Here is a 25,281-nt window from a genome sequence, read left to right as displayed (position 1 = left end):
CGAAATCGAGGGGGTCACCATCATGGCCGACATCACCCGGCGCTTCGGCTGGCGCCACCTGCGCTCCGCGCCCACCGCCCACATCCGCCACCACAAGCGCGGCCGGCTCGCCCACGACGGTCAGGGGCTCAGCTTCTGGTACCGGTCGCTGTCGGCGGCGCTCTCCGAAGTACCGGTCGACGACCGGGAGCTGGCCATGGCGTTCCACGCCCGTACGTCCGACTTCCAGGACGTCACCGTGCAGGCCACCGTCACCTACCGGATCAGCGATCCGGCCGAGGCGGCGAACCGGCTCGACTTCTCCGTGGACCCGGACACCGGCAGCTGGCGCGGCGCACCCCTGGAGCAGATCGCCACCCTCCTCACCGAGACCGCGCAGCAGCACACGCTGGACGTGCTGGCCCGCACCCCGCTCGCGGCGGCCCTGGTGGACGGTGTCGCGTCCGTACGCGAACGGGTCGCCACCGGTCTCGCCGCCGAGCCCCGGCTCCCGGCCACCGGCATCGACGTGGTGGCCGTGCGCGTCGTCGCGATCCGCCCCGAGGCCGAGGTCGAGCGCGCTCTGCGCACCCCGGCACGCGAGCAGATCCAGCAGGAGGCGGACCGGGCGACCTACGAACGGCGGGCCGTCGCCGTCGAGCGCGAGCGCACCATCGCCGAGAACGAGCTCGCCAGCCAGATCGAACTGGCCCGGCGGGAGGAACAGCTGGTCGACCAGCGCGGCACCAACGCCCGCCGTGAGGCCGAGGAGAAGGCCGGGGCCGACGGCGTACGGACGGAGGCGGAGGCGTCCCGGAAGGTGCGCCTGGCCCGCGCGGAGGCCGAGGCGGCGCGCGAGACGGGCGCGGCGCGGGCCGAGGCACAGGCCGCCTGGCTGCGGGTGCACGGCGAGGTCGATCCGGCCACGTTGCACGCCCTGGCGGCGACCCGGCTCGCGGAGAACCTGCCGCGCATCGAGAGCCTCACCCTCTCCCCCGACGTTCTCACCGGGCTGCTCACCAGGCTCGGGCGTCCGGCGGGCGGTGCGGGCGCGTGAGCCTGGCCCCCCGGGCGGTGCTCGTCCACCGGCGGACGGAGTACGAGGAGCTGCTCGCCCGGCACGGGACGCACGGACAGGCCGCGTTCTTCCTGTCCAGTCGGGGCCGCTCGATCGACGAGGTGGCGCGCCGCCACGAGGACACCCGGCAGGCGCTGCGCGAGGTGGCGGCGGCGGTGCCGCTCACCTGGCGCAGCTCCCGGGTGGAGCGGGCTGACCTGGACCGCTTCCTGTTCGCCCCGGAGGACGTGGTGGTCGTGGTCGGCCAGGACGGGCTGGTCGCCAACACCGCGAAGTATCTGTCCGGGCAGCCGGTGGTGGGCATCGACACCGACCCGGGGCGCAACCCCGGCGTCCTGGTCCGCCACCGCCACGCCGACGCGGCCGCCCTGCTGCGCGCCGCGACCGCCGCCGGGGGCGGGGCGGAGGAACTGACGATGGTCGAGGCCGTCGCCGACGACACGCAGCGCCTTCTCGCCCTGAACGAGATCTACCTCGGGCCGCCCGGCGGCACCAGCTGGGCCCGCTCGCCGTGACGCGCGGCTCCTGTGGTTCGTGCGTGAGGCCTGGCCCTCCCCGGCGACCGGGACGTCGAGGGTGGCGGGCGAACTGGGGCGGGGGCAGCGGCTGCGGCTGACCGTGGAGTCGGACCGGATCGTGGTCTTCGGGGACGGGATGGAGTCCGACGCCCTGGAGCTGACCTGGGGTCAGAGCGTACGGCTCGGCATCGCGGAGAGGTCGCTGCGCCTGGTGACCTGAGTGCGCCCGGCCCGGCCCCGTTTCGCTACGGTGGTCCGCACTCGTACGCCTACCGGAGAGCGGAGAACCAGCACCATGCCGGCCGACCCTGTCACCGAGACCGCCCGCAACACCCGCCCGCCCACGGCGCAGGCGGCGCTCGGGGTCGGAGTGATCGTCGAGGACGGCCGGGGGCGCGTCCTGCTGGGCCGGCACCACAGCGGTACGTGGGAACTGCCGGGCGGGAAGGTCGACGCGACGCACGAGTCGATCGCCGCGGCGGCCGCGCGGGAGCTGCGCGAGGAGACGGGCCTGGTGGCCGACGAGGCGTCCGTGGACGTCATCGCGATGGTCCACGATGTGATCGGCGGGATCAACCGCATCAGCATGGCGGCCGTCGTACAGCTCGCGTCCGGGGTCCCGGAAGTGACCGAGCCGCACCTGATCAGCGCCTGGCGGTGGATCGCGCCCGAGGAACTGCCGGCCCCGCTGTTCGATCCGTCGGCACAGATCCTGGCGGCCTGGCGACCGGAGCTGGGCATCACCCATCCGCCCGCGCATGTGCTGCGGATCGCCCCGGCCGAGAACCGCGGCTGACGCCGCTCCCCCGCTCGTGCACCTCTCCCATGGCCCCCATACCTACAGATGCGGACCAACCAGACCCACTGTATGAATAAGGGACCATTCGTGCGATCGGAGTAGGCCCATGGACGATTACCCGCTCCTGAACGTCTTCCTGACCATGCTGTACCTGTTCCTGTGGGTCATGTGGTTCTTCCTGCTGTTCAAGGTGATCACCGACCTCTTCCGGGACCACTCGCTGAACGGCTGGGCCAAGGCGGGCTGGCTGGTGCTCGTCATCCTGCTGCCGTATCTGGGCGTGCTGATCTATCTCGTCGTCCGCGGGCGCAGCATGCACGAACGCGACGAGAAGCTGGCCAAGGATTCGGAGGCAGCGTTCCGCAGCTACGTGCGCGACGCCGCGGCGAGCCAGGGCGGATCCAGCGGCGGCAGCGACCACGTGAACGCTCTGGCGAAACTCGCCGAGCTCAAGGACAAGGGCGCACTCAACGCCGAGGAGTACGAGCAGGCGAAGGCGAAGCTGCTCGCCTGAGTCCGAGCGGCAAGGACTCCATCACCGCGTGCGGAGCGTGGGGACCGGCCACCGCCAGGTTCCGGTAGTGGCTGGGCGACATGCCGAAGCGCGCGAGGCCCTCGCGCCCGCCCGTGACGGTGCCGGTCGCTTCGGCCTGTGCACCGGCGGGGCGAAGCTTCGACCGGTCTTTCGTTCACTACGGCCCCCGCCGCCGCTTCGACCGGTCGAAGCGGCGGCGCGGTGCTCAATCGGCCGTGTTCACCGCCGTCTTCACCAGTTCCCGTACCTGGCGCACGATGTCCGAACGGTTGCGCTCGAAGTCCGGGTCGGTGACTCTGCCCGTCTGCGGGTTGGTGTTCTCCGCGCCGAACTGCAGGACCGGGGTGTGCAGATGACCGCCCGACAGCTTCGACAGCCCCAGCCGGTCGCGCAGCAGGGTGGCCCGGTAGGCGATCTCGTTGGAGAGGTAGTTGCCGCCGCCCCCGGCCCGCGCCGCCGAGCCGGGGGTGGGCCCGTCCGGCCTGGTCACCGGCTGGGTTCCACCCGCCGGGATCTCGGTGACCCCGGTGTTGTCGTACACCGGGAAGCGGCCCGTGTCCGCCTCGGTGAGCTGACCGTACGGGAGGGTGGTGGAGGTCCACTGCGGCTGCGAGTCCGGGTCGGTGACGGGGACGAGCCCGGTGCTCGCCACGTTCTCGTTGTCGGGGAAGCCGCCGCGCCAGGCGCCGTTGGTGCGCTCCACGTCGAATCGGCCCTGGCGGCCCTGGCTGACGGTGGTGAACAGGTCCAGGTGCGGCAGATGCGGGGCGAGGGCCCGCTCGACGGCGCCGTCGGCGAAGTCCGCCCAGCGCACCGGGAAGACGACGGTTTCGATCCGGGCCGGTCCCTCGGCGGTCTGCACCAGGGTGCCGTCCAGGGCGAGCGCACCGGCGCCCGAGGGGTTGCCTGTCCGGGTGTCCGTGTCGAGCGTGAACGGATCGAAGCCGGTGACGAGGACCCGCTTCATCGGGTGGCCCGGGTAGCGGATGTCGCCCTGGCCGCGCGATGAGGTCTCCAGGGCGGCGTGCAAGGCTCTGCGCTGTTCGTCGTTCAGCCCGAACCGGGGCTCCCACTCGCGCAGTTCGCGGCTGAGCGCGAGTCGGGCCCAGTACAACGGGCGGTCGTCGCCCCGGCTCAGGTCGCCCGTGACGGGTCCCCGGCCCTGGGCGCGGTCCACGGCGCGCCGCCACAGCTCCGAGCCGTGGCGGGTCACCGTCCGCTCCACCTGCGCGTAGCTGCGGGAACCCCGCAGGGCACGCTCGAAGCGCGGAGCGAAGGCGTCGAACGCGCTGCGCCGCAGGATCTCCTGCGGGGCGGCCCGGTCGAGACGCTGCTCCTCGACGGTGGCCGCCATGGGAGTGCGGGCGGTGTCGGCGGCCAGCGCCGTGGCCGGCAGGGTGGGTCCCGCGACGGCGAGCAGGAACGCCACACCGCCAAGACCGAGCCGGGTGGTTGCAGAGAGTTGGTGCGACACGTGGGCCCTTTCCGTAGAGCGGTCGGTCGCAGTATCGCGGCACTGCCCGAGGCGATGCCATGGGGCAGGAGTGGTACGGACACATCGGGGAAGGGCGACGGACGACGAGGACGCCCAGCCCCCCTTTGGCCAGCCGCCTCTCGAGGGCGTTGAGAGGCAGCACTTCCGCTCCCCCGCTCGCCGGGCGGAGCAGCCGTTCGGCGACGAGATCAGGAACTTCCGGCGTGCGGACGCCGCCCCCCGGTCCGCCTCCACGGTCCACGCGACCAGCACACCGAGCGTCCACTCATCCAGCCCGTCCAGGAAGTCCGGGACAACATGACGTGGCGTGCCGTCGGACGCTTCCGGTACTTGCGCCGTCAGCCGACGTCTCGGAGCCCGGTCCTTCCCAGAGGCGCCCAGCCGCGCTCTGCCACCGGAACTACCAGCGCACGAGTGCACCGGACACCCGGCTGTTACCGCCGAGCACTGCAAAAGCCGGGTCCGCACACGGCAGCTCGGGCATGGGAAGGGCCATGGCAGCCGCAGCCACGACGAGCTCCTCCCGGTTCACGACCGGCTGGAGGCGGCGCCGGGCGACGGCCCCGGCCGTCTGCGCCGAGGCGAGGATCAGCGCACGGTCGAGACGTACGGGCCGGGGGCGTCAGTCGGCGTATCCGGCTGGGTTGAGGCTCTGGAAGTGCCAGGAATCACGGCACATGGCGGCGAGGTCACGCGAGGTCGACCAGTTCCAAGCCCTGGTCACGGCAGTGGGGTCGGCGACGAGAGCGGCAACGTCTCCGGGGCGACGGTCCGTGACGTCGTAGGGAATGCGGCGACCGGTGGCATCCTCGAAGGTCGCGATGAGCTGAAGGACGGATGAGCCCACACCGGTGCCCAGGTTGAAGGTACGCATCCCTGCCTCGTCATCGAGGTGCTCAAGGGCGACGCGGTGTCCTTCAGCGACGTCCATGACATGGACGTAGTCGCGTACGCCGGTGCCGTCGATCGTTGGGTAGTCGTCGCCGAAGACCCTGAGCCGGGCGAGCCGCCCGAGGGCCACCCGGGACACGTAGGGCATGAGGTTGACGGGGACCCCGCGAGGGTCCTCGCCGAGAAGACCGCTGGGATGCGCGCCGACCGGATTGAAGTAGCGAAGGTTCAGCACATTCATGCTCGGCACGTGTCGGCAGACGTCGGCCAGAATCTGTTCGCAGAGCCACTTCGAGGAGGCGTACGGATTCGTGGGGGCAACCGGGTCCCGTTCGGTCAGGGGCACCTTCACGGCGTTGCCGTATACCGAGCAGGATGAGGAGAAGACCAGACGGCGCACCCCGTACTCCCGCATCACGGACACGAGCGCCGTGGTGCCGCCGACGTTGTTGTCGTAGTACTCGACGGGCATTCCGACCGACTCTCCCACCGCCTTCTTCGCCGCGAAGTGGATGACCGCTTCTATGGGGTGCGCACGGAACACCTCGGAGAGTGCCGGCCGGTCGCGTATATCCATGACGTACAGGACCGGGACGGCGGTGTCGGCGATCTTCGCCACGCGCTCCAGCGAGTGGGGTGAACTGTTGGAAAAGTCGTCGACCACGACGACCTCGTAACCATGCTGAAGCAGTTCGACGCATGTGTGGCTCCCGATGAAACCTGCGCCTCCGGCCACCAGAACCGTTGCGGGCATGCTGCACCTCTTCTTCACACTCGGCTACCTGCACCGGGACGCTATCCGTTCCCTGCAACACATGAACAGTGCCAAAGTCTATGTCTTTCGTCAGGCTTGCGGGAAGCATACCCACGTGACCTGCGGGGGCCGGGATCGCCGTGAAGTGGGTCATTAAGCGAGCACTTGACGTCGATGCTCTCTGCAAGCTTCGCTGCTACGCTCATCGAGCAATGCAAAACACTCGACACAATTAAAGGAGTGACGGTGACGGAATCCAACGAGGGCGATTTCAGCAAGTTCCTCGGTGACCTCGAGACCTCCGAGCTCGAACACATGGCCACCGCGCACCACAGCGCGGTGAACGTACGCGAGTGGGCCGAGTCCACCAAGCCGGAAACCAACGGCTGAGTCGGGCAAAAATGACAGCCACGGCCACCGGAACAGGTTCCGGAATACCCATAGCGGGCGCATCCGACCCGGTCACTCTGATTCTGAAGCTTGTCGGAGATGTCTGTAACATCAATTGTTACTACTGCTTCGAGAAGCGTAAAGGAGGCGAAGCGGACGACTTTGAACGCATGACCCTCGAAGACGTCCGCGCCGCCTTAGATCTGATGGAGGGCCGTCCGGTGGCCGTGCACCTGCACGGTGGCGAGCCTCTTCTCTACGGCCGGGAGAACACGCGTGCACTGCTCGCCGAGCTGAGCGAACGCAAGACGGTTACGACGATCCAGATACAGACCAATGGAGTTCTGCTCGACGACGAGTGGCTCGACATACTGGAGAGTTCGACACCGGCGGTCGAGATCGGGCTTTCCCTCGATGGGGACGAACAGCACAATTCCTACAGGGTCAACTTCGCCGACCGGCAGACCACGGGCCAAGTGATGGAATCCATTGAGCTGCTCGGCAGGCGATCGATTCCATTTGGTGCCATTTCGGTCATCCATGATCGGAATGTCGGAGATCCCGACGCCCTGTTCGATTTGGTCGAAAGAATACCGAGTCTGGTGAGTCTCAACGTCGTCCCCTGTTACGACCAGGGAACGACACCCCGCACCGTGCCGATCGGCAACAAGGGTCTCATCGAACTCATCGATTCTACGAACGGCTCCGTCGGCGACTCCTGGGCGGTGGACCCCGACGCGTATCTGGCATTCCTTCAAAGATTCACCGAGCGCTGGATCTCCGAGGGCGCCTACCGGCGGTTCAACGTAGAGCCGATCATGAGCGCAGTGCGCCGTCGGCGCGGCATGGCCCCCCGCATGTGCCACTACTCGGAGAGCAAGTGCGGGCACATCTACACCCTGTACCCGGGCGGTCGCTTCGGCAGCTGTGACGAGCTGCCTGCCGCCGACTCGCTTCTCGCCCACGACGTGAAAAAGGCCTCGGCGACCACCCTCGCCGGAGCATGGGGCACGCCGCTGGGACGCAAGCAGCTACGGATCATCTCGGCTCCGTTGGAGGACTGCTCCACGTGTTCGGCCCAGCCGCTGTGCGGCGGCGGATGCATGGCGACCCGGCTGCGGCTGCGTGCCGTCGACCGTGCGGAGGACTACTGCGGGTACCGTCGCGCCTTTGTGTTCTGGCTCGACGGCATCATGCAAAAGCTGGAGGAACAGGATGCTTGACACAGAGATCACGACGCTCGTGGCCAAGGGACGCCAGGAACGCAGGAGCCGCCTGCTGACAGCGCTGGGGAACGTGGCACCCGGTCTGCGGCCCCGGTTGCAGCCGCTGGCGGACACGACGGACTCCTGGCATCACGCAGTCCTGGCCCACCTGGAGACGAACGCACGACTGTGGGCCCGCCGCGACCAGGAGAACTTCGCATCGCGCGTGAGCGGTCATCTCGACGCGCTGATGGCGACCGAACCCGGGCCCAAGACCGTGCAGGCCGCTGACTGCGACCTGTACGAGGACGCACCGTACGACTCCCCTTGCTGGCTGCTGCGACCTGACACCCTCGTACGTCCGCTGGCTCAGCTCTACCCCGGGGCGCTCGAACTCCTGCACTCCGACCCTCTTTTCGACGAAGTCATCCGGATCGGGGCCGGCGTCGTGGTCGCCAACGGCCGGATCCAGGCGATGTCCGCGAACAATTCCTGGACGCTGGCCGGGCTCGACTCCAGCATCTTCATGGACGTGCCCGAGTCTCCGCTCCGGGTGGCCGAGGCGGTTCTTCACGAGGCGTCCCACAACCTGCTGTTCGAGACAGTGCGGACCGAGGGACTCTCGCTGCCACCGGAGCACGCCTGGTACTCGCCCTGGAAGAAGACCGAGCGCCCCGCCTACGGGTTCCTCCACTCCGTCTACGCCTTCTCCCAGCTCGTGGCGTTCTGGGAGCGGACGGCGGCGCCCAGCGAGGTCGAGGAGCTCTACCGTCGGCTCCGGCTCACCGAGGAGACCGCGAACCTGAGGTCCATCAAGGACTCGGCCGAGGCTGCGATCGCCCTGCTGGGGCCGTCCGCGTCAGCACGCCTGGTCACGGACGCCTACACCACGGCGCTGTCGGTCCCGGTAACGGCGTGACTGCTGGGCTGCCCGTCCGTGTCGCCGTGCAACTCGATCCGTCCACGGACGACGGGGCGCGCATGGCCCCGCTCCGGGCAGCCGAGATGCGCTACCTGGGCGCTGCCCGGGGGAGCGTCGTCATTGACCTGATGTGCGGCGTGGGCCATTACGCGACGCTGCTGCCCGGGGTGCGCTATCTGGGCGTGGACCACGACCCCGAGATGATCCGGACGGCCCGGACGCGGCGGCCCGGGTGCCACGGCTTCGTGGTCGCGGACGCCGCGCGTGTGCCAGTGCGGCCCGCGTCCGCCGATCACGTGATCCTGACCTACGAAGGGCTCAACTCCTTTCGTGACGAGGCGGCCCGGCGCCGGGTCCTGGGAGAGGTGTCCAGGTGCCTGCGTCCGGGCGGAACCGCGCTGGTCGATCTGTGGCGCCCTGATGAAACCCCGGCGCCGGATGACGATCGCAGCCATGTCCCTCCGCAGGCCCTGTCCGACCTCGCCGATCACGTCGGTCTCGACGTGATCGGCGAGGCCCGGCTGCACAGTCAAGCCCTCAGCGACAAGGCCGAGACCAGCGCGTCCGGCCAGTTTCTGCTACGGAGAAGGGATTCTCGATGACGGAGTCAGGTCCGTGCGGTGACCGGCTTTGAGACACTCATGTCGCTGCGGCGGGCGGGTGGGATGCGCCGGCCTCGAAGGTTCAGTGGTCGTGTGTGAGGGCCCCGAGCACGTTGCGGCGGCATCGGGCAAGCGTGAGGACGGCTTGTCTTGAGGACCTTCTTCTCCCTCGGACCGCTTGCGCCGACCGCCCCCGTGGCGGGATCGCCGTCGGCCGGCTCCAGTGTGCCGCCCAGCAGTTCCAGCAGCTCGGCCTCGTTGTTCGCCACCTGGCACGAGAGCACCCTCGCGGCCTCGGCGTCGATGACGGTGCAGTGGTGCGCCGCCTTGCCCGCGTCCGGCCTACGGCCACGAACACGGCCGAACGATGACAGCCGCACCCGGCGCCCTTGGATGTCCCGCTCTTGCGAGTGACCCGAAAGCGAACCCACGAAGAAAGGTATGGAGGACCATGAACTCGGCCGTACCCGACCCCCGGGCACCTGTCGGCATCTACATGCTCGACGGGCGGTTGATCAGCCAGTGGGTCACGCTGGTTGAGCCGATGCTCCACGCCGAACATCTGGCGGTGCTGTCCTCACTCTGCTCCGAGGGCGTGGTCAACCCCTTGGAGGCCGACTGGTGGAGCAGGCTGTCCTCTCGGCCGGGTGGGGTCTGTGCCGCCGCCCGCGACCTGGGCGTCGGCAGCGGTGACTGGCCGTCGTACGCCGCGTCGTTCACGCGGGTCGCCGAGCGCGTATGGGTGCACGAGCGGGTGAGCGGGGCCGGCTTCGCCTACAGCGCGGTTGCCCGACTGCTCGAGGACACCAACTTCGGCTTCTTGCTGGACATCGGACCCTCCGCCCTGCTGGACGACGCCGCGCGCCCTGGTCCGGCGAGCCCCTATCTCGCGGTGCCCACGGACGTGGCGCCGGTGGACCTGCTAGAGGCCCTGGTGCGGTGGGTCGGCCGTGTATGGGCCGAGACCATCGACGACACGACCGAGCGGCCTGTCGCCGTGGACATGTTCGTCTGGGGAGTTCTGTGCGAACTGGCTCTCCGCATCGAGAGGCTGCGGGTGTCAGGAGATCTGGTCGGGGACGTGCTGCGCCGCCGTGACGAACTGGCCCCGGCCGAGGGCCCCAAGGACACCGTCCACACCGAACTCGTCCGGCGCAGGCACCACTCCATGGCAGCCGAACTGGCCCTGTGCTGGTGGCCGGACAGCAATCGCTATGAGCGCACGCTCGACTCCGGATTCGACTACGTCGCACACCGCGACGACGCGCTGCGTGTAACGGAGGAGAAGTAGCCGGTGTTCATCGCCATCGAAGGAATCGACGGAGCAGGGAAGACGACTCTGCGACGGGCCCTTGCCGAGCGCTTGTCAGCACGCCATCCGGTGCACCTGGTAGGTCAGAACAGCTGGCTGAGCGTGCCGGTCGCCCGTGCCATCTCAGGCGTCAAGTTCGCCCGAGCCAGCATGCACAGCGCCGCCGACGTCGACGACTACCGGACCGATAAGTTGCTGCACTACCGGCTCAACATCGAACCCGCGCTCCCCCACGGTTCGGTGATCGCGGACCGCTATGTGCTCAGCGACCTTGTCTACCGCAGCGTCCTCGAAGGGCGGGACATAGGTGTCCTCATAGACGCGCTGCTCAAAGGGTCGCTGCCGCTGCCGAGCCTCACCCTCTATCTGGACATCGCCCCGGAACTGGCATGGCAGCGCATCCTGAGCAGGGCCAAGCCGTTGAGGCCCTACGAGACGGAGGAGAACCTCAAGTCCCTGGTCTCGGCGTTCCACCGGCTGGGCCCGCAGTTGCCCGGTTTCCATCCGGTCCCGGTGACGGAGGACACCACACCGGAGGAGCTGACCGATCTGGCCGAGCGCCTCGTCGCGGAGCTGGTGGCATGACCACGGCTCACGACGCCGCCCTGGACACCAGCGTGCCCGAGTTCGCCCGTAAGGTGCTCGTGCCGCCGACCGAGATCCTGGCCGATCTGCGGGCATCCGGCCTGGACGTCGCCGACGTCATCGCTTTCACCGGCAGCAATACGCTGGTCGGCGGCACGGTCGACGGCGAGGCCGCGGTGCTCAAGGTGGCCTGGGGCTACCGCGACGTGATCGACGGGCTGCCGCCGGCACTGCGGCCGGCGGCGTACGGTTTCACCTTCTACCAGCGCGACAACGCCGCTGCCCGGGCACGGGGCGAGGCCGCCTTCCGCCGCGAGGCCGAACTCACCGCGGCTCTGTCCGGCCGTCCCGGCACGCCCGTCCTGCTGGCCCCCCTGTCGAGAACAGCGGGCGGCCGAGCATACTTCGCGACCGCCCGGTGCTCCCAGGGGTCCGTGGCCGCCGGCGTCGCGGACGGCTGGCTGCTCGCGCCGGACGCCATCGGCCCCTGGCTGCGGCAGGGCCTGTCCGCCATCGGCCGGACGCACGCCCACGGCATGGTCCACGGCGAACTCGGCCCGGACAACATCCTGGTCGACGGTGACCTGCCGGTCATCGCGGACTTCGGCTCGGCCCGCCCCCTCGTACCGGTGACCGAGCACCGGCCACCGCCCAGGTCCGCCTGGATCCGGGGCGAGTTGCACTGGCCCCCGGAGTACGCGGTTGACCACCGCGACCCCCGCCCCACCGCGGACCTCTATGGGCTGGGTTCCACCACGATCTTCGCGGTGACCGGTCGCTATCCGCGTTACGGTGCCGACCTCGGCACTCTGCTGCCCGCCCGTTGGGCTCGGGTCCTGACGTCGCTGGTGGCACACGATCCGGCCGACCGGCCACCGACCGCCGAGGCCGCCCGTCGGCTGTGCAACTGAGCAAGCTCACGAAAGAGGAGGACCATGGCTCGCGTACGAGTCGCGGTGTACGTCACAAGGCCGTCCGGAAACGGACCGGAACTGCTGTCCTTCGCTCATCGGGACTTCCCCGACGCGGGTATCCAAGTGCCCGCGGGGGGCGTCGATCCCGGGGAGGACCTGGAGACCGCGGCCCGGCGCGAATGCATGGAGGAGACGGGCATCGCTGCGATCCGTGACCTCCGCGCCCTCGGTGTCGATCAGTCACCGCACCCGGCGACCGGCCAGGACCGGGTGACAGTCTTCTTCCACGCCGTGATCGATCAGACGGCACCTGATGAGTGGAGGCACATCGTCGGCGGGGTGGGTACCGACGACGGGATGGTCTTCGACTGCCGGTTCGCCCCCCTCGCCGAGGTGGGTCCCACGTTGGTGGACGGCCAGGACGGCTTTATCGATCAGATTCCGGCCGGCCGAGGGTGGGCTCTCGCGGAGGCCCGCGACCTCATCGAGCGGCTGCGATCGCAGAGCGACGGGACGAAGGGCCTGCCCGCTTCGCAGGGAGCCGTCCTGCTGGAGCGGTCGGGTCAGGTCCTGCGCGACCTCGACCACGTCACGGTCACCGAGATCGGAGCCCACACGCGGGCCTCCGCACATCCCGAACCATCCGCCGACGCCGTCGACCTGTCCTCGGGCAACCCCGATCCGCAGCTCCTGCCGGACGCCGAGCGCCTGGCCGGAGAGGCCGAACCGGTCCTGGCACTGTACGGCGAGCCTCGTGTTCTGCCGCGCTTCGCCGAAGCGGTCAGCGCTTACGCCGAGGAAGAGGGCATGCCCGTCGGAGGCCTGCTCCCGTTGCCCGGCGGGCTGTTCGCCATCGAGTACATCCTGTCCACCCTGCTCTCGCGCGGCGACCGGGTCGCCGTCGAATCGCCGGGTCATCAGGGGGACGTACTGCTGCTGCGATCGCTCGGGCTGAACGAGGTGCCCGTCTCCGTCGACCGGTACGGCATGGCACCGGAGGCGTTGCGAGCGGTCGCCGGTGACGTCCAGGCGGTCCTCATACGGCCCCGGGCCCAGAACCCGCTCGGCGCGGCGGTGACGCCGGAACGTGCCGAGGAGCTGCGCGCGGCGCTTGCCGGAACCGATGCGCTGGTCGTCCTGGAGGACCACTGCGGCCCCGTGGCCGGCGCTCCGTTCGTCTCCCCCGTCGCGGACGATCACCCCGCGGTACTCACCGTGCACTCGTTCAGCAAATGGGTGGCGCCGGACCTGCGCTGTTCCGTCGTGACGGGAGAGCCGTTCCTGGTCGACCTGCTGGACCGTCGCCGCATGCTCGGCGGCGGCTGGCTCAGCCGCCACACCCAGTCCCTCGTGGCTGCGGCGCTGACCAGCCCCTGGGCGAGCGAGATCCTGCAGAACGCGCGCCTTCATTATGCGGCGCGCAGGTCGGCGCTGTTCGACGCGCTCGGGGCACACGGCATCGAAGCGCTGGCCGAGTCGGGCCTGAACGTGTACGTCGGTGTGGGCGACGAGGAGCGGGCAGTCACCGGTCTGGCCGAACGGGGCTGGCTGGTGTCGCCCGGCCGGTCCTTCGGCGATGTCCGCGGCGGCATCCGTATCACCGTGGCGACACTGGCCGAGTCGGATACCAAGCGGCTCGCCGACGACATCGCGACGGTGGGCGGTCGATCATGGTCGAGGTGAGGCTGCTCGCCGCGGTCGAGGACGAGTTGGGGCGGGAAGTCGAGTCCGTCCACATCGGGCGCAGCACGTCGGTCGCGGTGCTCGCCGACGGCGCGGTCGGCTGCGCGATGAACTACGACCGCTACCGCTATGCGGGACAGGCCCTGCGGGAGGACCCGCGAGCGCTGGACGCGGACACGCTGGCCGCGATGCTCGACCGCACGCCCGGAACGATCACGAGCGTGGGCGATGCCCTGGCCGCGTCTCCTTCGAGTCTGTCGGAGCTGACCTGGGCCAGTGTGCGGATCGCGGTGGTGAACGCGGCCTCTCGGCACCTGTTCGCGCCGACGGCGCTCGCCGCGCAGGGGCTGGCCAGGCTCGACCTCGCCTTCGACGACGTCCAGGCACCACGACCCGACTCGACGGCGGGACGCCGGTTCCGAGAGGTCTTGGACGGGGTGCTGCCCGCGGGCTGCACCGTGGGTGTGATCGGCCTCGGTGGTCTCCTGGAGACGCTGGCGCAGCACCCCCATGTGAGCCGCATCGTGCTCGCCGACGCCCATGTCGATGGCCGGACCGAGCATGTCGCCCGCCTGCTGTCCGGGCTCGAGGCGCTGGCACCGGACACCCGGGTGAGCGTCGTCGACTCCGGCCTGAGGGATCTGGCCGCGGTCAGCGACCTGGTCCAGGTGACGCCGTCCTCCTTGACCAACGGGACGATGGAGGACGTCCTGGAGGCGACGGCCGGCCGGCCGAAGCTCGTCGTGGGGCCCACGGGGGCGTCGGCGCCCGCGGCCTGGTTCGCCGAGGGGGCGGTCCTGCAGGTCACGGAGGTCAAGGACCGTCGGCTGTCGCGGGCGTACCACTATGACGAGTATCTGTACCACTGGTTCAACGAGTACGACCACCGGACCGTGATCCACCACGATCCCTCACCACAGGAGGGACTCCGGTGACCGGTGACCCGCGTGCGGACGCCATCACGCTGTTGCTCACCCTCACGGACACGCGGCCGGATGTCGAGCGCGCGGAGGCGCTGATCCGCGGCGGCATCGACTGGGACCTACTGCTCGCTCAGGCGACCAGGCACCGAGTCCTGCCGCTGGTCGCCAGAAACCTGCGGGACGGCAACCTCTTCACGCCCAGCGCGTACGGGTACGCGACGATGGATGTGTACCTGGGGGCCTACGAATACCACCGGCACCGGAACGAGGCGCTGCGCGACGAGTTCTCCACGGTCGCCGGGGCACTGGACCGGGCCGGGCTGTCGTTCGCCCTCCGCAAGGGCCTCCTGCTCGCCACCCGCTACTACCGGGACCTCGGTGTGCGCCCGATGATGGACATCGATCTGCTCGTGGACCGCGAAAGCGGCGCCGCCGTCGTGGACGCCCTGGCGGGGCTCGGGTACTCCACGGGCAAGGTGTCCGACAACGGCCGGGTGATCCATCCCCTGCCGCGCGACGAGGAACTGTTCTGGCGGCTGCACACGAATGTGCTGCCGCCGCTGTTCCGGCTGACCGGTGACTCCACCGTACGGATCTACAACGTGGACCTCAGCCGAGAGCTGTCACTGCCCGGTTCGGGGATGCAGATCTCGACCCGCGAGGTGCTCTCCCGTGCCCGTACGGTGACCATCGGCACCGTGGACACCCTCGCCGCCGGCCCGGAGGACCTCGTCCTCGACCTGTGTGCGCACACCTTCAAGGAATCGACGACGCTGCGATACCTTCACCGGCTCAAACACCAGCGGCTGATCCAGTACTCCGACCTTCGCGAAGTGCTCCGCGCGGAGAGCGACACCCTCTCGTGGGATGCGCTGATCCGGCGCGCGCAGGGGTACCGGGCCACCGCGGCGCTCTACTTCACCTTGTCCCACTTGGAGGCCATGTGGCCCGGTAGCGTCCCGGCGGCGCCACTGGCCGAGCTCGGCGTCGGCCTGGATCCCTCGTTCCTGGACCGGTTCGGCGCGTTGGACCTCGATGAACCGATGACGTGGGACACGGACTTCCGCACCCGGATGTTCGATCAGCGCAGTGAACTCCCCCTGCCCCGGGGCGCGTCCGCGGTCTGACGGACGGAGCGCGGATCAGACACTGTCCAGCCGGAGAGAGGCCCGCACCGCGATGCGGTGCGGGCCTTCAGCGTGACGCCCCGGACGCTTCCGGGGCCTGGGATCGACTTCCCTGCCCTAGCTCTGCGCCCGCATGGCCGCGAAGTACTCGTTCTGCGTGGGGAGTTCCGCGACCAGTCGGCGGGCCTTGTCGCGGATCGCCTGGAACTCCAGGAGCGCCGCCTTCTTGTCGGCGATGTCCAGGGCGGGTGAGGGCCGCACCGGGATGCCGCCGGTACCGAGCAGGATGCAGTTGTACGAGTACGGGGGGAGCCCGTGGTAGTAGGGGAAGACGGTCTCGGAGTCCGGCAGTTTGGACTGCCACCGTTCCATCCGCTCGGCCAGAGCTTCGGGAACCTCACGGGTCTTGGTGTCCCGCCAGTACTGGTTGTCCGCGCGCTTGGCCCCCCGGTAGTGCAGGACGAGAAACTCGCGGACGCCGTCCATGACGTGGGCCACCGAGTTGTTGTAGAGCGTGCGCAGGGAGGGGTCCCAGTCGCTGCCGGGGAAGAACTTCACCAGCTGCTCGATGGCGTGGTGGATGAAGAAGATGCCGGTCGACTCCAGCGGCTCGACGAAGCCGGAGGACAGTCCGATGGCGACGCAGTTGTTCACCCACGACCGCCGGGTGCGGCCGATGCGCATCCGGATGTGGTTGGCGGGGACGTCGGCGGCCTCCGGGCCGACGAATTCGCGCAGCGTGCGCTCGGCCTCCTCGGGGTCCAGGTAGTCGCGAGCGTAGACATATCCGGTGCCCACCCGGCTGATCAGCGGGATGGTCCAGATCCAGCCGGCGTCCTGCGCGGTGGCGGTGGTGCACGGGCGCAAGGGCTCGCGGTCCATGTCCAGGGGAACCTGCAGTGCCACCGCGCTGTCGTTGGGCAGGGAAGCCTGGTACGACTCGAAGGGCTCGTCCAACGCCTTGTTGATCAGCAGCCCCTTGAAGCCGGTGCAGTCCACGAACAGGTCGCCCCCGACGGCGCCGTGATCCTGGGTACGCAGGCGCTCGATCCAGCCGCGGTGGTCGCGCTCGACGTCGAGGACGTCGTCGACGATGTGCCGTACGCCGCGCTCGGTGGCGTACCTGCGCAGGAAGTCGGCGAGCAGACTGGCCTCGAAGTGGTACGCATAGGGGAACTGGGCGCCCTGGAACTCGGCGATGGTGGAGCGGGCCAGCGGCTTCTCGCCGCGCTCCACGAAGTCCTGGTCGATCAGCGTGCCGTCGAGGTAGCGGGGGCTGCGGTTGGCGTCGCACAGGGAGGCCATCACGAAGCAGTCCGTGTCGAACCGCGTGGTGGTGGGGTGGCGCAGCCACCAGTCGGTCAGCGGGAAGCCGTCCACGGAGCGCAGCTGTTCGAACGGGTGGTAGAAGTGGTGGCCCGGCTCGCGCCAGTTCTCGAACCGGACCGCGAGCTTGTACGTGGCGTTGCAGGCCGGCATCCAGTCCTTCTCCTCCAGTTGGAGGAACTCGAAGAAGTGCCGGATGTCGCTGAACGTCGCCTCGCCGACGCCGATCGTACCCACCCGTCCGGATTCGACGAGCGTGACGTCGACGCGGTCGCCGAAGGCGGCGACGAGGTAGGACGCGGTCATCCACCCCGCGGTACCGCCGCCGACGATGACGACCTTGCCTATTCGCCCTGTGGTTTCGCCCTGCCCCTGCTGCGCCATCGAAAATGCACTCCCCGGGATAGGATTGCGCCGCGAAATTCCGCGGCCTGCAGAAGTGTTGCGGTGCGCGGGCTCGCTGAAGGAGCCTTTTTGAGGAGGTCCAATGGTCTTGTGGAGGAGACCGGAGACATCGGAGAATGCGTGCTCGGATTCGGACCTCCGGTCACGCTAGCCGGGCGGCCATCGAGGCGGAAAGCATTTCAGTCACGGCTGACGGACGGGCCTTCCGCCGTTTCCGTCGGGCCGCGGGGCCGGGCCCTGGGGCGAAAGTCGGAGGGTGCCGGGCTATGCCTCGCCCGCCGCGTCCGGCCCGCCCGGCCAGACGTCGGGTACAAGGCGCCGGCGCGCGGCGCGCCACAGGTACGCGGCGCCGTCGGACCCGGCGGTCCCGGTGCCGCCGCCGAGGAACCGTTCGGCGAGCACCGCGTGGCGCGACCGCCAGACGGCGAAGGCTTCGTCGAAGTCGAGCAGCGCGCCACGTACGCGCTCGACGGACTCCCGTTCCGTGCGGTCGGCGGCGAAGTCGCGGTACGCCTCCTGGACGGAGCGCTCGTCCAGGCGTGCCCGCAGCCGCTTGCGGTCGGCGTCCGTGTAGCCCGCGGTGTTGAGGAAGCGGGAGTCGCGCAGGCCGCAGAGGTATTCGATCTCGCGGTACTGGGCGGACTGGAAGCCGCTGGCGTCCCCGAGCGCGTCCCGGACAGCGTGGAACGCCTCGGTGGAGAGCGTCGCCAGGCCATCGAACTGGTGCACGAGGGTGGCGACCAGCACGGGCAGCGGCGCAGCGCGGCGCACCGCCAGCGCACCGTCACGGGCGTCCAGGGCGACCCGTACCGCCTCCAAGTGCCGCAGCACGACGGCGAAGTAGATCTCGCAGGACTGGTGCGTGGCCAGGAACAGGACGTGGTCGACGTCGTCGTCGTGCACGCGCGCGACCTGCAGCAGTTCGTCCAGTCTGAGCACCTGCCCGTAGGGCAGGGACGCGGTCGGGCCGGTCAACGGCATTTCCCCTCCTTCACAAACCGGTCGGTCCTCGCCGGTGCGGATACCCGCAGGAATTCCAGCAGCGCGCGGTTGACCGCTTCCGGCCGCTCCAGGTAGCCGAGGTGTCCGCAGCCCTCGATGACCTCGAAGCCCGCGCCGGGCACGGCGGCAGCCACCTCCCGGCCCATGGCGGGCGGCGCCATGACGTCGTCGGCGAAGGCGATGACGTGGCAGGGGACGTCGATGCGCCGGTAGGCGTCGAGGCGGTCCGGCATCGGGTAGAGGCGCTGTTGGTCGCGCGCGGCGCGGCCGGGGGGCGGAGCCAGCTCGAACACCTCCAGCCAGTCCGTGAACGCCTGCTCGTCGGCGAAGCCGCGCGGTGACAGCTCGGTCAGCGCCTTGACCACGGCACGGTAGCTCGGCGGCAGTTCGATGCCCAGGTCGTCCAGTTCCTGTTCGGCGAGGCTGAGCGCGGTGTGGAGCGGGTCGCTGCGGCCCCTGGTCGCCATCAGGACGATGGCGTCGACCAGGTCGGGGCGGGTGAGCGCGAGTTCGGCGGCGACGCGTGCACCCAGCGAGGTGCCCACGACGGTGCACGGTCCGAGGTCCAGCCGCGTGACGAGCCCGGCGGCGTCGGCGACCAGGTCGTCCACGGTGAAGCCGGAGGCGCCCGGACCGTCGGGACCGAGCCCGCGGTTGTCGAAGGTGACGACCCGGTTGCCTGCGGCGACCAAGGCGGGGACCTGGTGCAGGTGCCAGGCGCTGCCGGTGGCTCCGGCTCCCATGACCAGCAGTACGGGAGGTCCGTGACCGAGGTCCCGATATGCGAGCCGTACGCCGTTGACAGCTATCACGGGCATGGGCACTCCTCACTTTCGATGGGCTGCCTGAACAGTTTCCGGAATCCCGCCCGATGGGCAAGAACCATTTACCCCAGACTGAAAGACTTCCGCTTCACCCGATCGCTGTTACGTTGCGATGCGAGGGGCTGCGGCAGCGCGCCCTCACCATATTCCGATCCCGCAGAAACGGAAGGGCGAACAAATGCCGTACAGCGATGTCGACCGATTCGCCGGCGAGTCGACAGCCGTTTCCGAGGATGCGGTGCCGGTCGTGGAAGCGGAGGCGGCGGCCGGGGACGGCCTCGGTTGGCTCCGCACGCACGCCGCCGCGCTGCGGTCCGTCGCGGTCGAGCGGGGCGCGGTCCTGGTGCGGGGGCTGGGGCTGCGCGAGCCGGCCGACGCGGCCGCGGCGAGCCGGGCCCTGACCTCGGAGCTGATGACGGAGTTGGAGGGCTTCGCCCCGCGCACGGCGCTGCCGGGCGGGGTGTACTCGTCCTCCCAGTGGCCTCCGGACCAACCCATGTGCATGCACCACGAGTTGTCGAACGCGGCCCGCTACCCCAGATGGCTCGTCCTGTCCTGCCTGGAGCAGGGCAGCAGCGGCGGAGCGGTGTCCGTCGCCGACGCGCGGGCGGTCCTCGCCGGCCTGCCTGCCGACGTCGCGGCGTCGTTCGAGCGGGACGGCTGGCAACTCGTGCGCAACTACAGCCCATTGCTCGGAGTGGCGCTCGCCGACGCCTTCGGCACGGACGACCGGGCGGCCGTGAGCGCGTACTGTGCGGCACACGGCATCGCCCACGAGTGGACGGAGGCGGGCGGGCTGCGCACCCGGCAGACCCTGCCCGCGGTGGTCGAGCACCCGCAGACCGGTGAGCGCTGCTGGTTCAACCAGATAGCCTTCCTCAACGAGTGGACCATGGACCCGGCGGTACGCGAGCTGCTGCTCGCCGAGTTCGGCGCCGACGGCCTGCCCTTCACGACGTTCCGGGGCGACGGCACCGCCCTGGACCGTGCGACCGTCGACACCATCAACGAGGTGTACGACCGCCACGCGGTGGCGGTGCCGTGGCGGAAGGGCGATCTGCTCCTGATCGACAACATCGCCGCCGCGCACAGCCGCGCGCCCTACCGCGGGGAGCGCCGGGTCGTCGTGGCGCTGGGCGATCCGCTGGCGCGCGTCCGGCCGTAGGGCTCGTCCGCCGGGACGCGGGGACCGGGACGCCCCGACCCCGCGTCCTCCGGCGCGGTGACGTCGACGCGCAGCAGTCCGCAGGCCCGCGCCAGCACATCCGCGACCTCGGCGGAGCTGTCGCCCCGGGCGATGACGTACCCGATGCGGCCGTAGGCGTCGACCGGCGGCGCCACCGGCCGGCCGGGCTCCCGCGTCAGGACGACGCGCTCCACACCGGGCAGCACCCGGGCCTCCTCGACGCCGTGGACGCCGGCGAGGAGGCCGGTGCGGTCCGCCACGAGGAACTGGATGCCCGCCGCACCGACGCGGGTACCGGGCAGTTTCGGGACGCCTCCCGCGTCGTGGGCGACCTGTGCGGCCACCAGGTCGGCGCCGGTCACCAGCCGGAACAGCTCGGGAATCATGCCGCCGGCCAGACGCGGATTGACCTCCACGACGGCGGGCCCGGCCTCGGTCAGCTTGACCTCGGTGTGGGCGGCGCCGCCGCGCAGCCCGACCACCTTGAGGGCGGCGAGTACCACCGACTCCAGCTCGGAGGCGGGCTCCGCGTCCGGACGGCCCGGGAGCAGATGCTGGTGTTCCACGAAGGCGGGCGCACCGGTCACCGACTTCTCCACCACGCCGAGCACCACGTGTCCGGCGTCCGTGCCGAAGGTCTCCACGCTGTACTCGGGCCCGGTCAGCAGGGACTCGACCAGGGCGCGGCGCGCAGTGGGCTGGCCGCGTCCGTTGCGCTCCACGGCGAGCACGTCGGCCGCGTGCCGGGCCGCCTCATCCGCGGTGTCGCAGCGCCGCACCAGCGTCGAACCCGAGTCGTCGACGGGCTTGACCACGCAGGGCAGGCCGACCTCGTGTGCGGCTGCGCGGGCGGCGTCGGGGCTGGTGACGACCCGGAACCGCGGCTGGTGCAGGCCCGCTTCGGTGAGAGCCCTGCGCAGGGCGCCCTTGTCGCGGCACAGTGCCACGGCCTCGGGGTCCTGCGCGGGCAGTCCGAGGGCGCCGGCGAGGCGGGCGGCGGTCTGCTGGTAGAGCTCGCTGGTGCTGCCGACGGCGGCCAGTTCCGCGTCGCGCGCCAGCAGGGCGGTGAGCCCGTCCAGGTCTTCGGTGTCGCAGGTGTGTACCTCGGCGCCGGTGCCGTCGAGACCCTGGTAGCGCGAGGGGTCGTTGGTGAGCAGCAGCGGCCGGTACCCGGCCTCCGCCGCTGCGCTCAGGGCCAGCATGCCGGTGCCCGTGGTGTTGGACTCCACGAAGGCGTACGTGGGCAGGGGCTCCTGCGCCCCGTTGCCGCGGAAGGACCAGGTGCGGGCCTCGATGCCCCGGCCGACGCGGCGCGGTCGGGTGGCGACGGGCTGCTCGGCGAGGCGTTTGCTGATCCAGTACGCGTCGCTGTAGACGGTGTCGGTGTACCGGTCGCCGCGGTCGGGGAAGATGCCGACGGCGCGAGCCCCCGGCGGGAGCGTCGCCGCCAGGTGGGTGAGGACGCGGTAGACGGATCCGGCGGTGTTCCCGGCGAAGACCTTTTCGTGCCGGGCCAGTTCACGGGTGGCGGCGAACGCCTCGTGGTCGTTCAGCCAGTGCACCTCGTCGATGACGCCGTGGTCGAGGTTGGGCGGATGGAGGCTGTTGCCGAGCCCGCTCTGCAGTCGCTGGGGGACGTCGGGCTGCCCGAACAGGACGCTGCCGACGCAGTCCACCCCGATGACGTGCAGGCCGGGTGAACTCTCGCGCAGCACGCGTGAGGTGCCGCAGAGGGAGCCGCCGCTGCCGACCGCGCCGACGATCGTGTGCACGTCGCCGAGGTCGGCGACCAGTTCGTCCACCAGGGTGCGGTAGGCGGCGGGGTTCTCGGGGTTCTCGTACTGCTGGGGCCAGAAGGCGCCGGGGAGGCCTTCGAGCAGTTCGCGCAGCCGCGTCAGGCGGGCGCCCTGCCAGCCGTTCTCGTCCATGGCCGGTACCACGTGGACCTCGCAGCCGAGTGCGGTCAGCTTGGCGAGGGTGACCGGGTCGATGCGCGGATCGGTGACGATGTGCACGGGGTGGCCGAGCAGGGTGCCGACCAGGGCGACGCCGAGCGCCATCGTCCCCGAGGAACTCTCCACCACCGGTGCTCCGGGAGCCAGGGCGCCGGTCCGGCGCGCCTCGGTGAGGATCCTCTTCGCCACCCGGTCCTTCATCGCGAAGAGGTTCTGCAGCTCCAGCTTGGCAAAGACCTCGACCCCCCGGTCGGCTCCGACGCGCAGCCGCACGACCGGGGTACGGCCCACCGCGTCGATCAGGCTCTCTGCACCCATACCAACCTCACTTCATCGTGGAAACCGTCCTGCGCCGGTGCCTGTTCGTCATGGGTCCTGCCGGAACCCCAGCGTCACGTAGGTGGTCACGTTTCCGGCGAGGGCGAAGCAGCCCCGTGACGCGTGCACGATCTTGCGGGCCCAGTGCGGGTCCGAACGGTCGACGAGAATGCCCAGGGACGTGCCGCTGTGCGCGACGACGACACCTAGACCGCCGATCTCCTCGCACAGTGCGATCATCCGGTCAAGCGTCCGCTTGGGCCGCAGCGCCTGGTTGAGCACCGCGCTGCGGGTCGCGACGGCTCCGGCCTCGGCAAGGTCGCCAACGCGCACCGCCTCGGTCAGGCGCGCGAGCAGCCGCGCGTACTCCCTCCGGTCCGCGTCGGAGAACGGTTTGGGAAGCCGATTGAAGGCGACGGTGTCGACGGTGCCGCCTTCGTCGATCCCGACCACGGACATGGGGCGCAGCGCCCCGAGCGCGCGGCGCAGCTCCACCCGGCGGTGGTCGAAGGCGACGATGCCGTCGTAGAGGACTCCGTCGGTGGGCTCGATGCGGCGCAGGTACGACTCGATCCTGGCCGGCGGCATCGCGATGCCCAGTGCGTTGCCCACGGCCCGTGCCGTGGCCACCAGGTCGGCCGACGAGCTGGCGAATCCCTTGCCTTCCGGCAGGGTGCTCTCCAGGACGAGCACTCCGCCGACGGGCGCCGGATGGTCGTCCAGGATCATCGACAGCAGGCGTCGTGCCTTGTGTTTGTGGTCCGGCACGACCCGCAGCCGGTGCGCCGCGGGGCCGCTGCGGAAGGTCGCCACGCTCCAGCGCGCGATGGGCAGCGTCACCAGGAAGTCCTCGCCGCCGGGCAGGACTCCCTGGAGCAGTTCACCGAAGGTGCCGAAGGCGGTGCTGACCCCGGTCATGCCGCGGTAGGGAAGTCCGACCCGGCCGCGTTCGGTCAGCAAGGCGTCCTCGCCCCGGTGATGTCCGCGAGCGCCTGGTCCAGCTCCGCGGCGCCGCGGCCCATCCGCGTCTCGCGGGCCGTACTGATCTCCTCGAAGCGGTCGAGGCCGGCCGAACCGGCGGCACAGGCTCGGCGGACCTCATCGGGGTTGGTGGAGCCGGTGCTGCGCTTGGCGCGCAGGGCACCCGGTACGTCGAAGGCGGCGCGCAGCAGGTCACCGGCCGCAGGCACGGAGTGGCCGGCCTCCTCGGCGATGCGCTGGAGCAGCGCGGCGTCGGGCTCCAAGGGGCTCAGCGCCGCCTCGGTCGCCGCCACCACGTAGCGGCCGGCGACGACCTGTGCGGTGCGCCAGGGGACGCCCGCGCGCAGCGTCAGCAGGTTCGCCAGGGTGAAGCCGCCGAAGTGCTCGGCCTCGCAGGCCTCCCGTGTGCGGTCTGCGCGGAAGACGAGGCGGTCCAGTACCGCGGTGAACAGCCGCAGCACGGACAGTGCGGTGTCGAACGCGGCGGGTACCTGTGCCGATGCCTCCTTGGAGATCTCCACGGAGTTGGTGAACGGGGTGGAACGCTGCGCCGCCGCGATGCCGAAGTGCGCGGCGGTCAGATGGGCCGTGCGGGCACGGATGCGTTCGAGCACAGGGAAGTTCTTCTTCTGCGGCATGGCGGAGGAGATCCCCGACCATTCGTCGGGCAGGTCGATGAAGCCGTGTCCGGCACCGCCCCATGTCATCAGGTCGGTGGCGAACCGGCTCAACGCCGTACCGAGCAAGGAAAGTTCCGCGGTCGCCTCCAGCGCCCAGTCTCGCTGCGCGACGGCGCGCAGGGCGTGCTCGCTGACATGGTCGAACCCGAGAAGTCGCGCCATGCGGGCGCGGTCCCAGGGCAGTTCCTGGCCCGCCATCGCCCCGGCCCCCAGCGGGCAGGCGACGCTGCGGTGCACCGCTTCGATCCGGCGCAGCGCGTGGAGTACCTGCTCGACGAGGGCGGACAGGTAGTAGGCGGGGCTGATGATCTGTGCGGGTTGCGCGTGGGTGTAGCCGGGCAGCAGTACGTCTTCGTGGCGTCGCGCGGCGTTCAACGCGGACCGCCCGAACGCGACGAGCGCTGCCTCCACCTCCAACAGCCGGGACCTGCCGTAGCACGCCTGGGCGGTGGCCTGGAGGTCGTTGCGGCTGCGGTCGACGTGCCAGGCGGGGGGCAGTGTGGGGACGCGGGCGGTGACGAACCGCTCGATCGCAAAGGCGATGTCGCTCATGGTGTCGGCGGCGACCTCGCCGACCGCGGCAGGGTCCGCCCCGGCGGCGGTCAACTGCGCCTCCAGCGGGCCGATTTCCTCGGCGGTCAGGAGGTCGAGCCGGTAGTACTCGGCGAGCAGGACCTTCTCGGCCTGGATGTAGTGGGGCAGCAAGTTGGCAAGCTCGTAGCGCAGTTGTGGTTCGAGTACCTCGCTGCGAAGCAGACCGTGCGGATCCGCCGAGATGCGTCCGGTAAGCAAGGGCCCTGCCGAATTGCCGAACGGTGCCACCGCTGGCCCCCAGTCACATCGATCGGAATGCCCGAATGGGACGACGCGCTTGTGGATCAACGGTGCCAGT

The 25,281-nt window shown here is 70.2% G+C and carries 22 protein-coding genes and 1 pseudogene; 15 read left to right on the top strand and 8 right to left on the bottom strand.

What is annotated here, in order from left to right; genetic code table 11:
- The first annotated feature begins 22 nt into the window (after positions 1-22).
- The 4 genes and pseudogenes from KV381_RS32985 to KV381_RS32970 all read left to right on the top strand — a co-directional run bounded on the left by KV381_RS32985 (position 23) and on the right by KV381_RS32970 (position 2,888).
- Positions 23-1,036 carry an SPFH domain-containing protein gene (locus tag KV381_RS32985; protein ID WP_218786945.1) on the top strand — a complete coding sequence of 338 codons (1,014 nt, stop codon included), beginning with the start codon at positions 23-25 and terminating at the stop codon, positions 1,034-1,036.
- A pseudogene (locus KV381_RS32980) lies at positions 1,033-1,795 on the top strand (hypothetical protein). Before KV381_RS32985 ends, KV381_RS32980 begins: the two are co-directional and overlap by 4 nt.
- A 75-nt stretch (positions 1,796-1,870) precedes the next feature.
- A complete protein-coding gene (locus tag KV381_RS32975; RefSeq protein WP_103538974.1) occupies positions 1,871-2,371 on the top strand; it encodes an NUDIX hydrolase in 501 nt (166 codons plus the stop codon).
- Positions 2,372-2,480: 109 nt separating this feature from the next.
- Positions 2,481-2,888 carry an SHOCT domain-containing protein gene (locus KV381_RS32970; protein ID WP_103538975.1) on the top strand — a complete coding sequence of 136 codons (408 nt, stop codon included), beginning with the start codon at positions 2,481-2,483 and terminating at the stop codon, positions 2,886-2,888.
- A gap of 226 nt (positions 2,889-3,114) precedes the next feature.
- Here the strand turns inward: KV381_RS32970 and KV381_RS32965 are convergent, their stop codons facing one another.
- Entirely contained in the window at positions 3,115-4,383 is a 1,269-nt protein-coding gene (locus tag KV381_RS32965; protein WP_103538976.1) for a pyroglutamyl peptidase, read from the bottom strand.
- Between the two features lie 643 nt (positions 4,384-5,026).
- Positions 5,027-6,049 (bottom strand): UDP-glucose 4-epimerase GalE, encoded by a 1,023-nt coding sequence (gene galE / locus KV381_RS32960; protein WP_103538977.1) that lies wholly within the window; start codon positions 6,047-6,049, stop codon positions 5,027-5,029.
- Between the two features lie 246 nt (positions 6,050-6,295).
- On the opposite strand from galE, the gene KV381_RS32955 reads away from it, so the two are divergent.
- The 10 genes from KV381_RS32955 to KV381_RS32910 all read left to right on the top strand — a co-directional run bounded on the left by KV381_RS32955 (position 6,296) and on the right by KV381_RS32910 (position 15,712).
- Positions 6,296-6,439 (top strand): hypothetical protein, encoded by a 144-nt coding sequence (locus tag KV381_RS32955; protein WP_181008059.1) that lies wholly within the window; start codon positions 6,296-6,298, stop codon positions 6,437-6,439.
- Between the two features lie 11 nt (positions 6,440-6,450).
- The gene (locus tag KV381_RS32950) at positions 6,451-7,662 is read left to right on the top strand and encodes a radical SAM/SPASM domain-containing protein (protein ID WP_103538978.1); all 1,212 of its coding nucleotides are present in this window, start codon (positions 6,451-6,453) and stop codon (positions 7,660-7,662) included.
- A complete protein-coding gene (locus KV381_RS32945; RefSeq protein WP_103538979.1) occupies positions 7,655-8,563 on the top strand; it encodes an HEXXH motif-containing putative peptide modification protein in 909 nt (302 codons plus the stop codon). Before KV381_RS32950 ends, KV381_RS32945 begins: the two co-directional genes overlap by 8 nt.
- Before the next feature lie 26 nt (positions 8,564-8,589).
- On the top strand, positions 8,590-9,168 hold the full coding sequence (locus KV381_RS32940; protein WP_218786944.1) for a class I SAM-dependent methyltransferase: 579 nt from the start codon (positions 8,590-8,592) through the stop codon (positions 9,166-9,168).
- A 451-nt stretch (positions 9,169-9,619) separates the two neighbouring features.
- A complete protein-coding gene (locus KV381_RS32935; protein WP_103538981.1) occupies positions 9,620-10,459 on the top strand; it encodes a hypothetical protein in 840 nt (279 codons plus the stop codon).
- Between the two features lie 3 nt (positions 10,460-10,462).
- On the top strand, positions 10,463-11,065 hold the full coding sequence (locus KV381_RS32930; protein WP_103538982.1) for a hypothetical protein: 603 nt from the start codon (positions 10,463-10,465) through the stop codon (positions 11,063-11,065).
- Complete coding sequence (locus KV381_RS32925; RefSeq protein ID WP_181008060.1) at positions 11,062-11,976, top strand: hypothetical protein; 915 nt, start codon at positions 11,062-11,064, stop codon at positions 11,974-11,976. The genes KV381_RS32930 and KV381_RS32925 overlap by 4 nt, the downstream gene beginning before the upstream one ends.
- Before the next feature lie 24 nt (positions 11,977-12,000).
- A complete protein-coding gene (locus KV381_RS32920; protein ID WP_103538984.1) occupies positions 12,001-13,662 on the top strand; it encodes an aminotransferase class I/II-fold pyridoxal phosphate-dependent enzyme in 1,662 nt (553 codons plus the stop codon).
- A complete protein-coding gene (locus KV381_RS32915; RefSeq protein WP_103538985.1) occupies positions 13,650-14,597 on the top strand; it encodes a Rossmann-like domain-containing protein in 948 nt (315 codons plus the stop codon). The genes KV381_RS32920 and KV381_RS32915 overlap by 13 nt, the downstream gene beginning before the upstream one ends.
- Positions 14,594-15,712: a nucleotidyltransferase family protein gene (locus KV381_RS32910; protein ID WP_181008061.1), complete on the top strand. Its 1,119-nt coding sequence runs from the start codon at positions 14,594-14,596 to the stop codon at positions 15,710-15,712. Before KV381_RS32915 ends, KV381_RS32910 begins: the two co-directional genes overlap by 4 nt.
- 117 nt (positions 15,713-15,829) lie before the next feature.
- Here KV381_RS32910 and KV381_RS32905 read toward each other — a convergent pair whose 3' ends face one another.
- The 3 genes from KV381_RS32905 to KV381_RS32895 all read right to left on the bottom strand — a co-directional run bounded on the left by KV381_RS32905 (position 15,830) and on the right by KV381_RS32895 (position 19,263).
- Positions 15,830-17,422: a tryptophan halogenase family protein gene (locus KV381_RS32905; RefSeq protein WP_218786943.1), complete on the bottom strand. Its 1,593-nt coding sequence runs from the start codon at positions 17,420-17,422 to the stop codon at positions 15,830-15,832.
- Between the two features lie 285 nt (positions 17,423-17,707).
- Positions 17,708-18,424, bottom strand: a complete 717-nt coding sequence (locus KV381_RS32900; RefSeq protein ID WP_103538988.1) for a tryptophan 2,3-dioxygenase family protein — start codon at positions 18,422-18,424, stop codon at positions 17,708-17,710.
- Positions 18,415-19,263 carry an alpha/beta fold hydrolase gene (locus tag KV381_RS32895; RefSeq protein ID WP_103538989.1) on the bottom strand — a complete coding sequence of 283 codons (849 nt, stop codon included), beginning with the start codon at positions 19,261-19,263 and terminating at the stop codon, positions 18,415-18,417. The genes KV381_RS32900 and KV381_RS32895 overlap by 10 nt, the downstream gene beginning before the upstream one ends.
- Before the next feature lie 184 nt (positions 19,264-19,447).
- On the opposite strand from KV381_RS32895, the gene KV381_RS32890 reads away from it, so the two are divergent.
- The gene (locus tag KV381_RS32890) at positions 19,448-20,434 is read left to right on the top strand and encodes a TauD/TfdA family dioxygenase (protein WP_103538990.1); all 987 of its coding nucleotides are present in this window, start codon (positions 19,448-19,450) and stop codon (positions 20,432-20,434) included.
- Here KV381_RS32890 and KV381_RS32885 read toward each other — a convergent pair.
- From KV381_RS32885 to KV381_RS32875, 3 genes are read right to left on the bottom strand one after another with little or no spacing between them, the layout of a single operon-like run.
- Positions 20,371-22,728: a pyridoxal-phosphate dependent enzyme gene (locus tag KV381_RS32885; protein WP_218786942.1), complete on the bottom strand. Its 2,358-nt coding sequence runs from the start codon at positions 22,726-22,728 to the stop codon at positions 20,371-20,373. The two genes, KV381_RS32890 and KV381_RS32885, sit on opposite strands and share 64 nt — an antisense overlap.
- Positions 22,729-22,776: 48 nt before the next feature.
- Positions 22,777-23,688, bottom strand: a complete 912-nt coding sequence (locus KV381_RS32880; protein ID WP_306438563.1) for a kinase — start codon at positions 23,686-23,688, stop codon at positions 22,777-22,779.
- Positions 23,682-25,181 (bottom strand): argininosuccinate lyase, encoded by a 1,500-nt coding sequence (locus KV381_RS32875; protein WP_256995203.1) that lies wholly within the window; start codon positions 25,179-25,181, stop codon positions 23,682-23,684. Before KV381_RS32875 ends, KV381_RS32880 begins: the two co-directional genes overlap by 7 nt.
- Positions 25,182-25,281 lie beyond the last annotated feature (100 nt).

Source organism: Streptomyces sp. WY228, assembly GCF_019287315.1.
Lineage (GTDB): Bacteria > Actinomycetota > Actinomycetes > Streptomycetales > Streptomycetaceae > Streptomyces > Streptomyces caviscabies.
The sequence above is the reverse complement of the archived record's forward strand: the minus strand, read 5'-3'. Positions and strand labels throughout refer to the sequence as shown.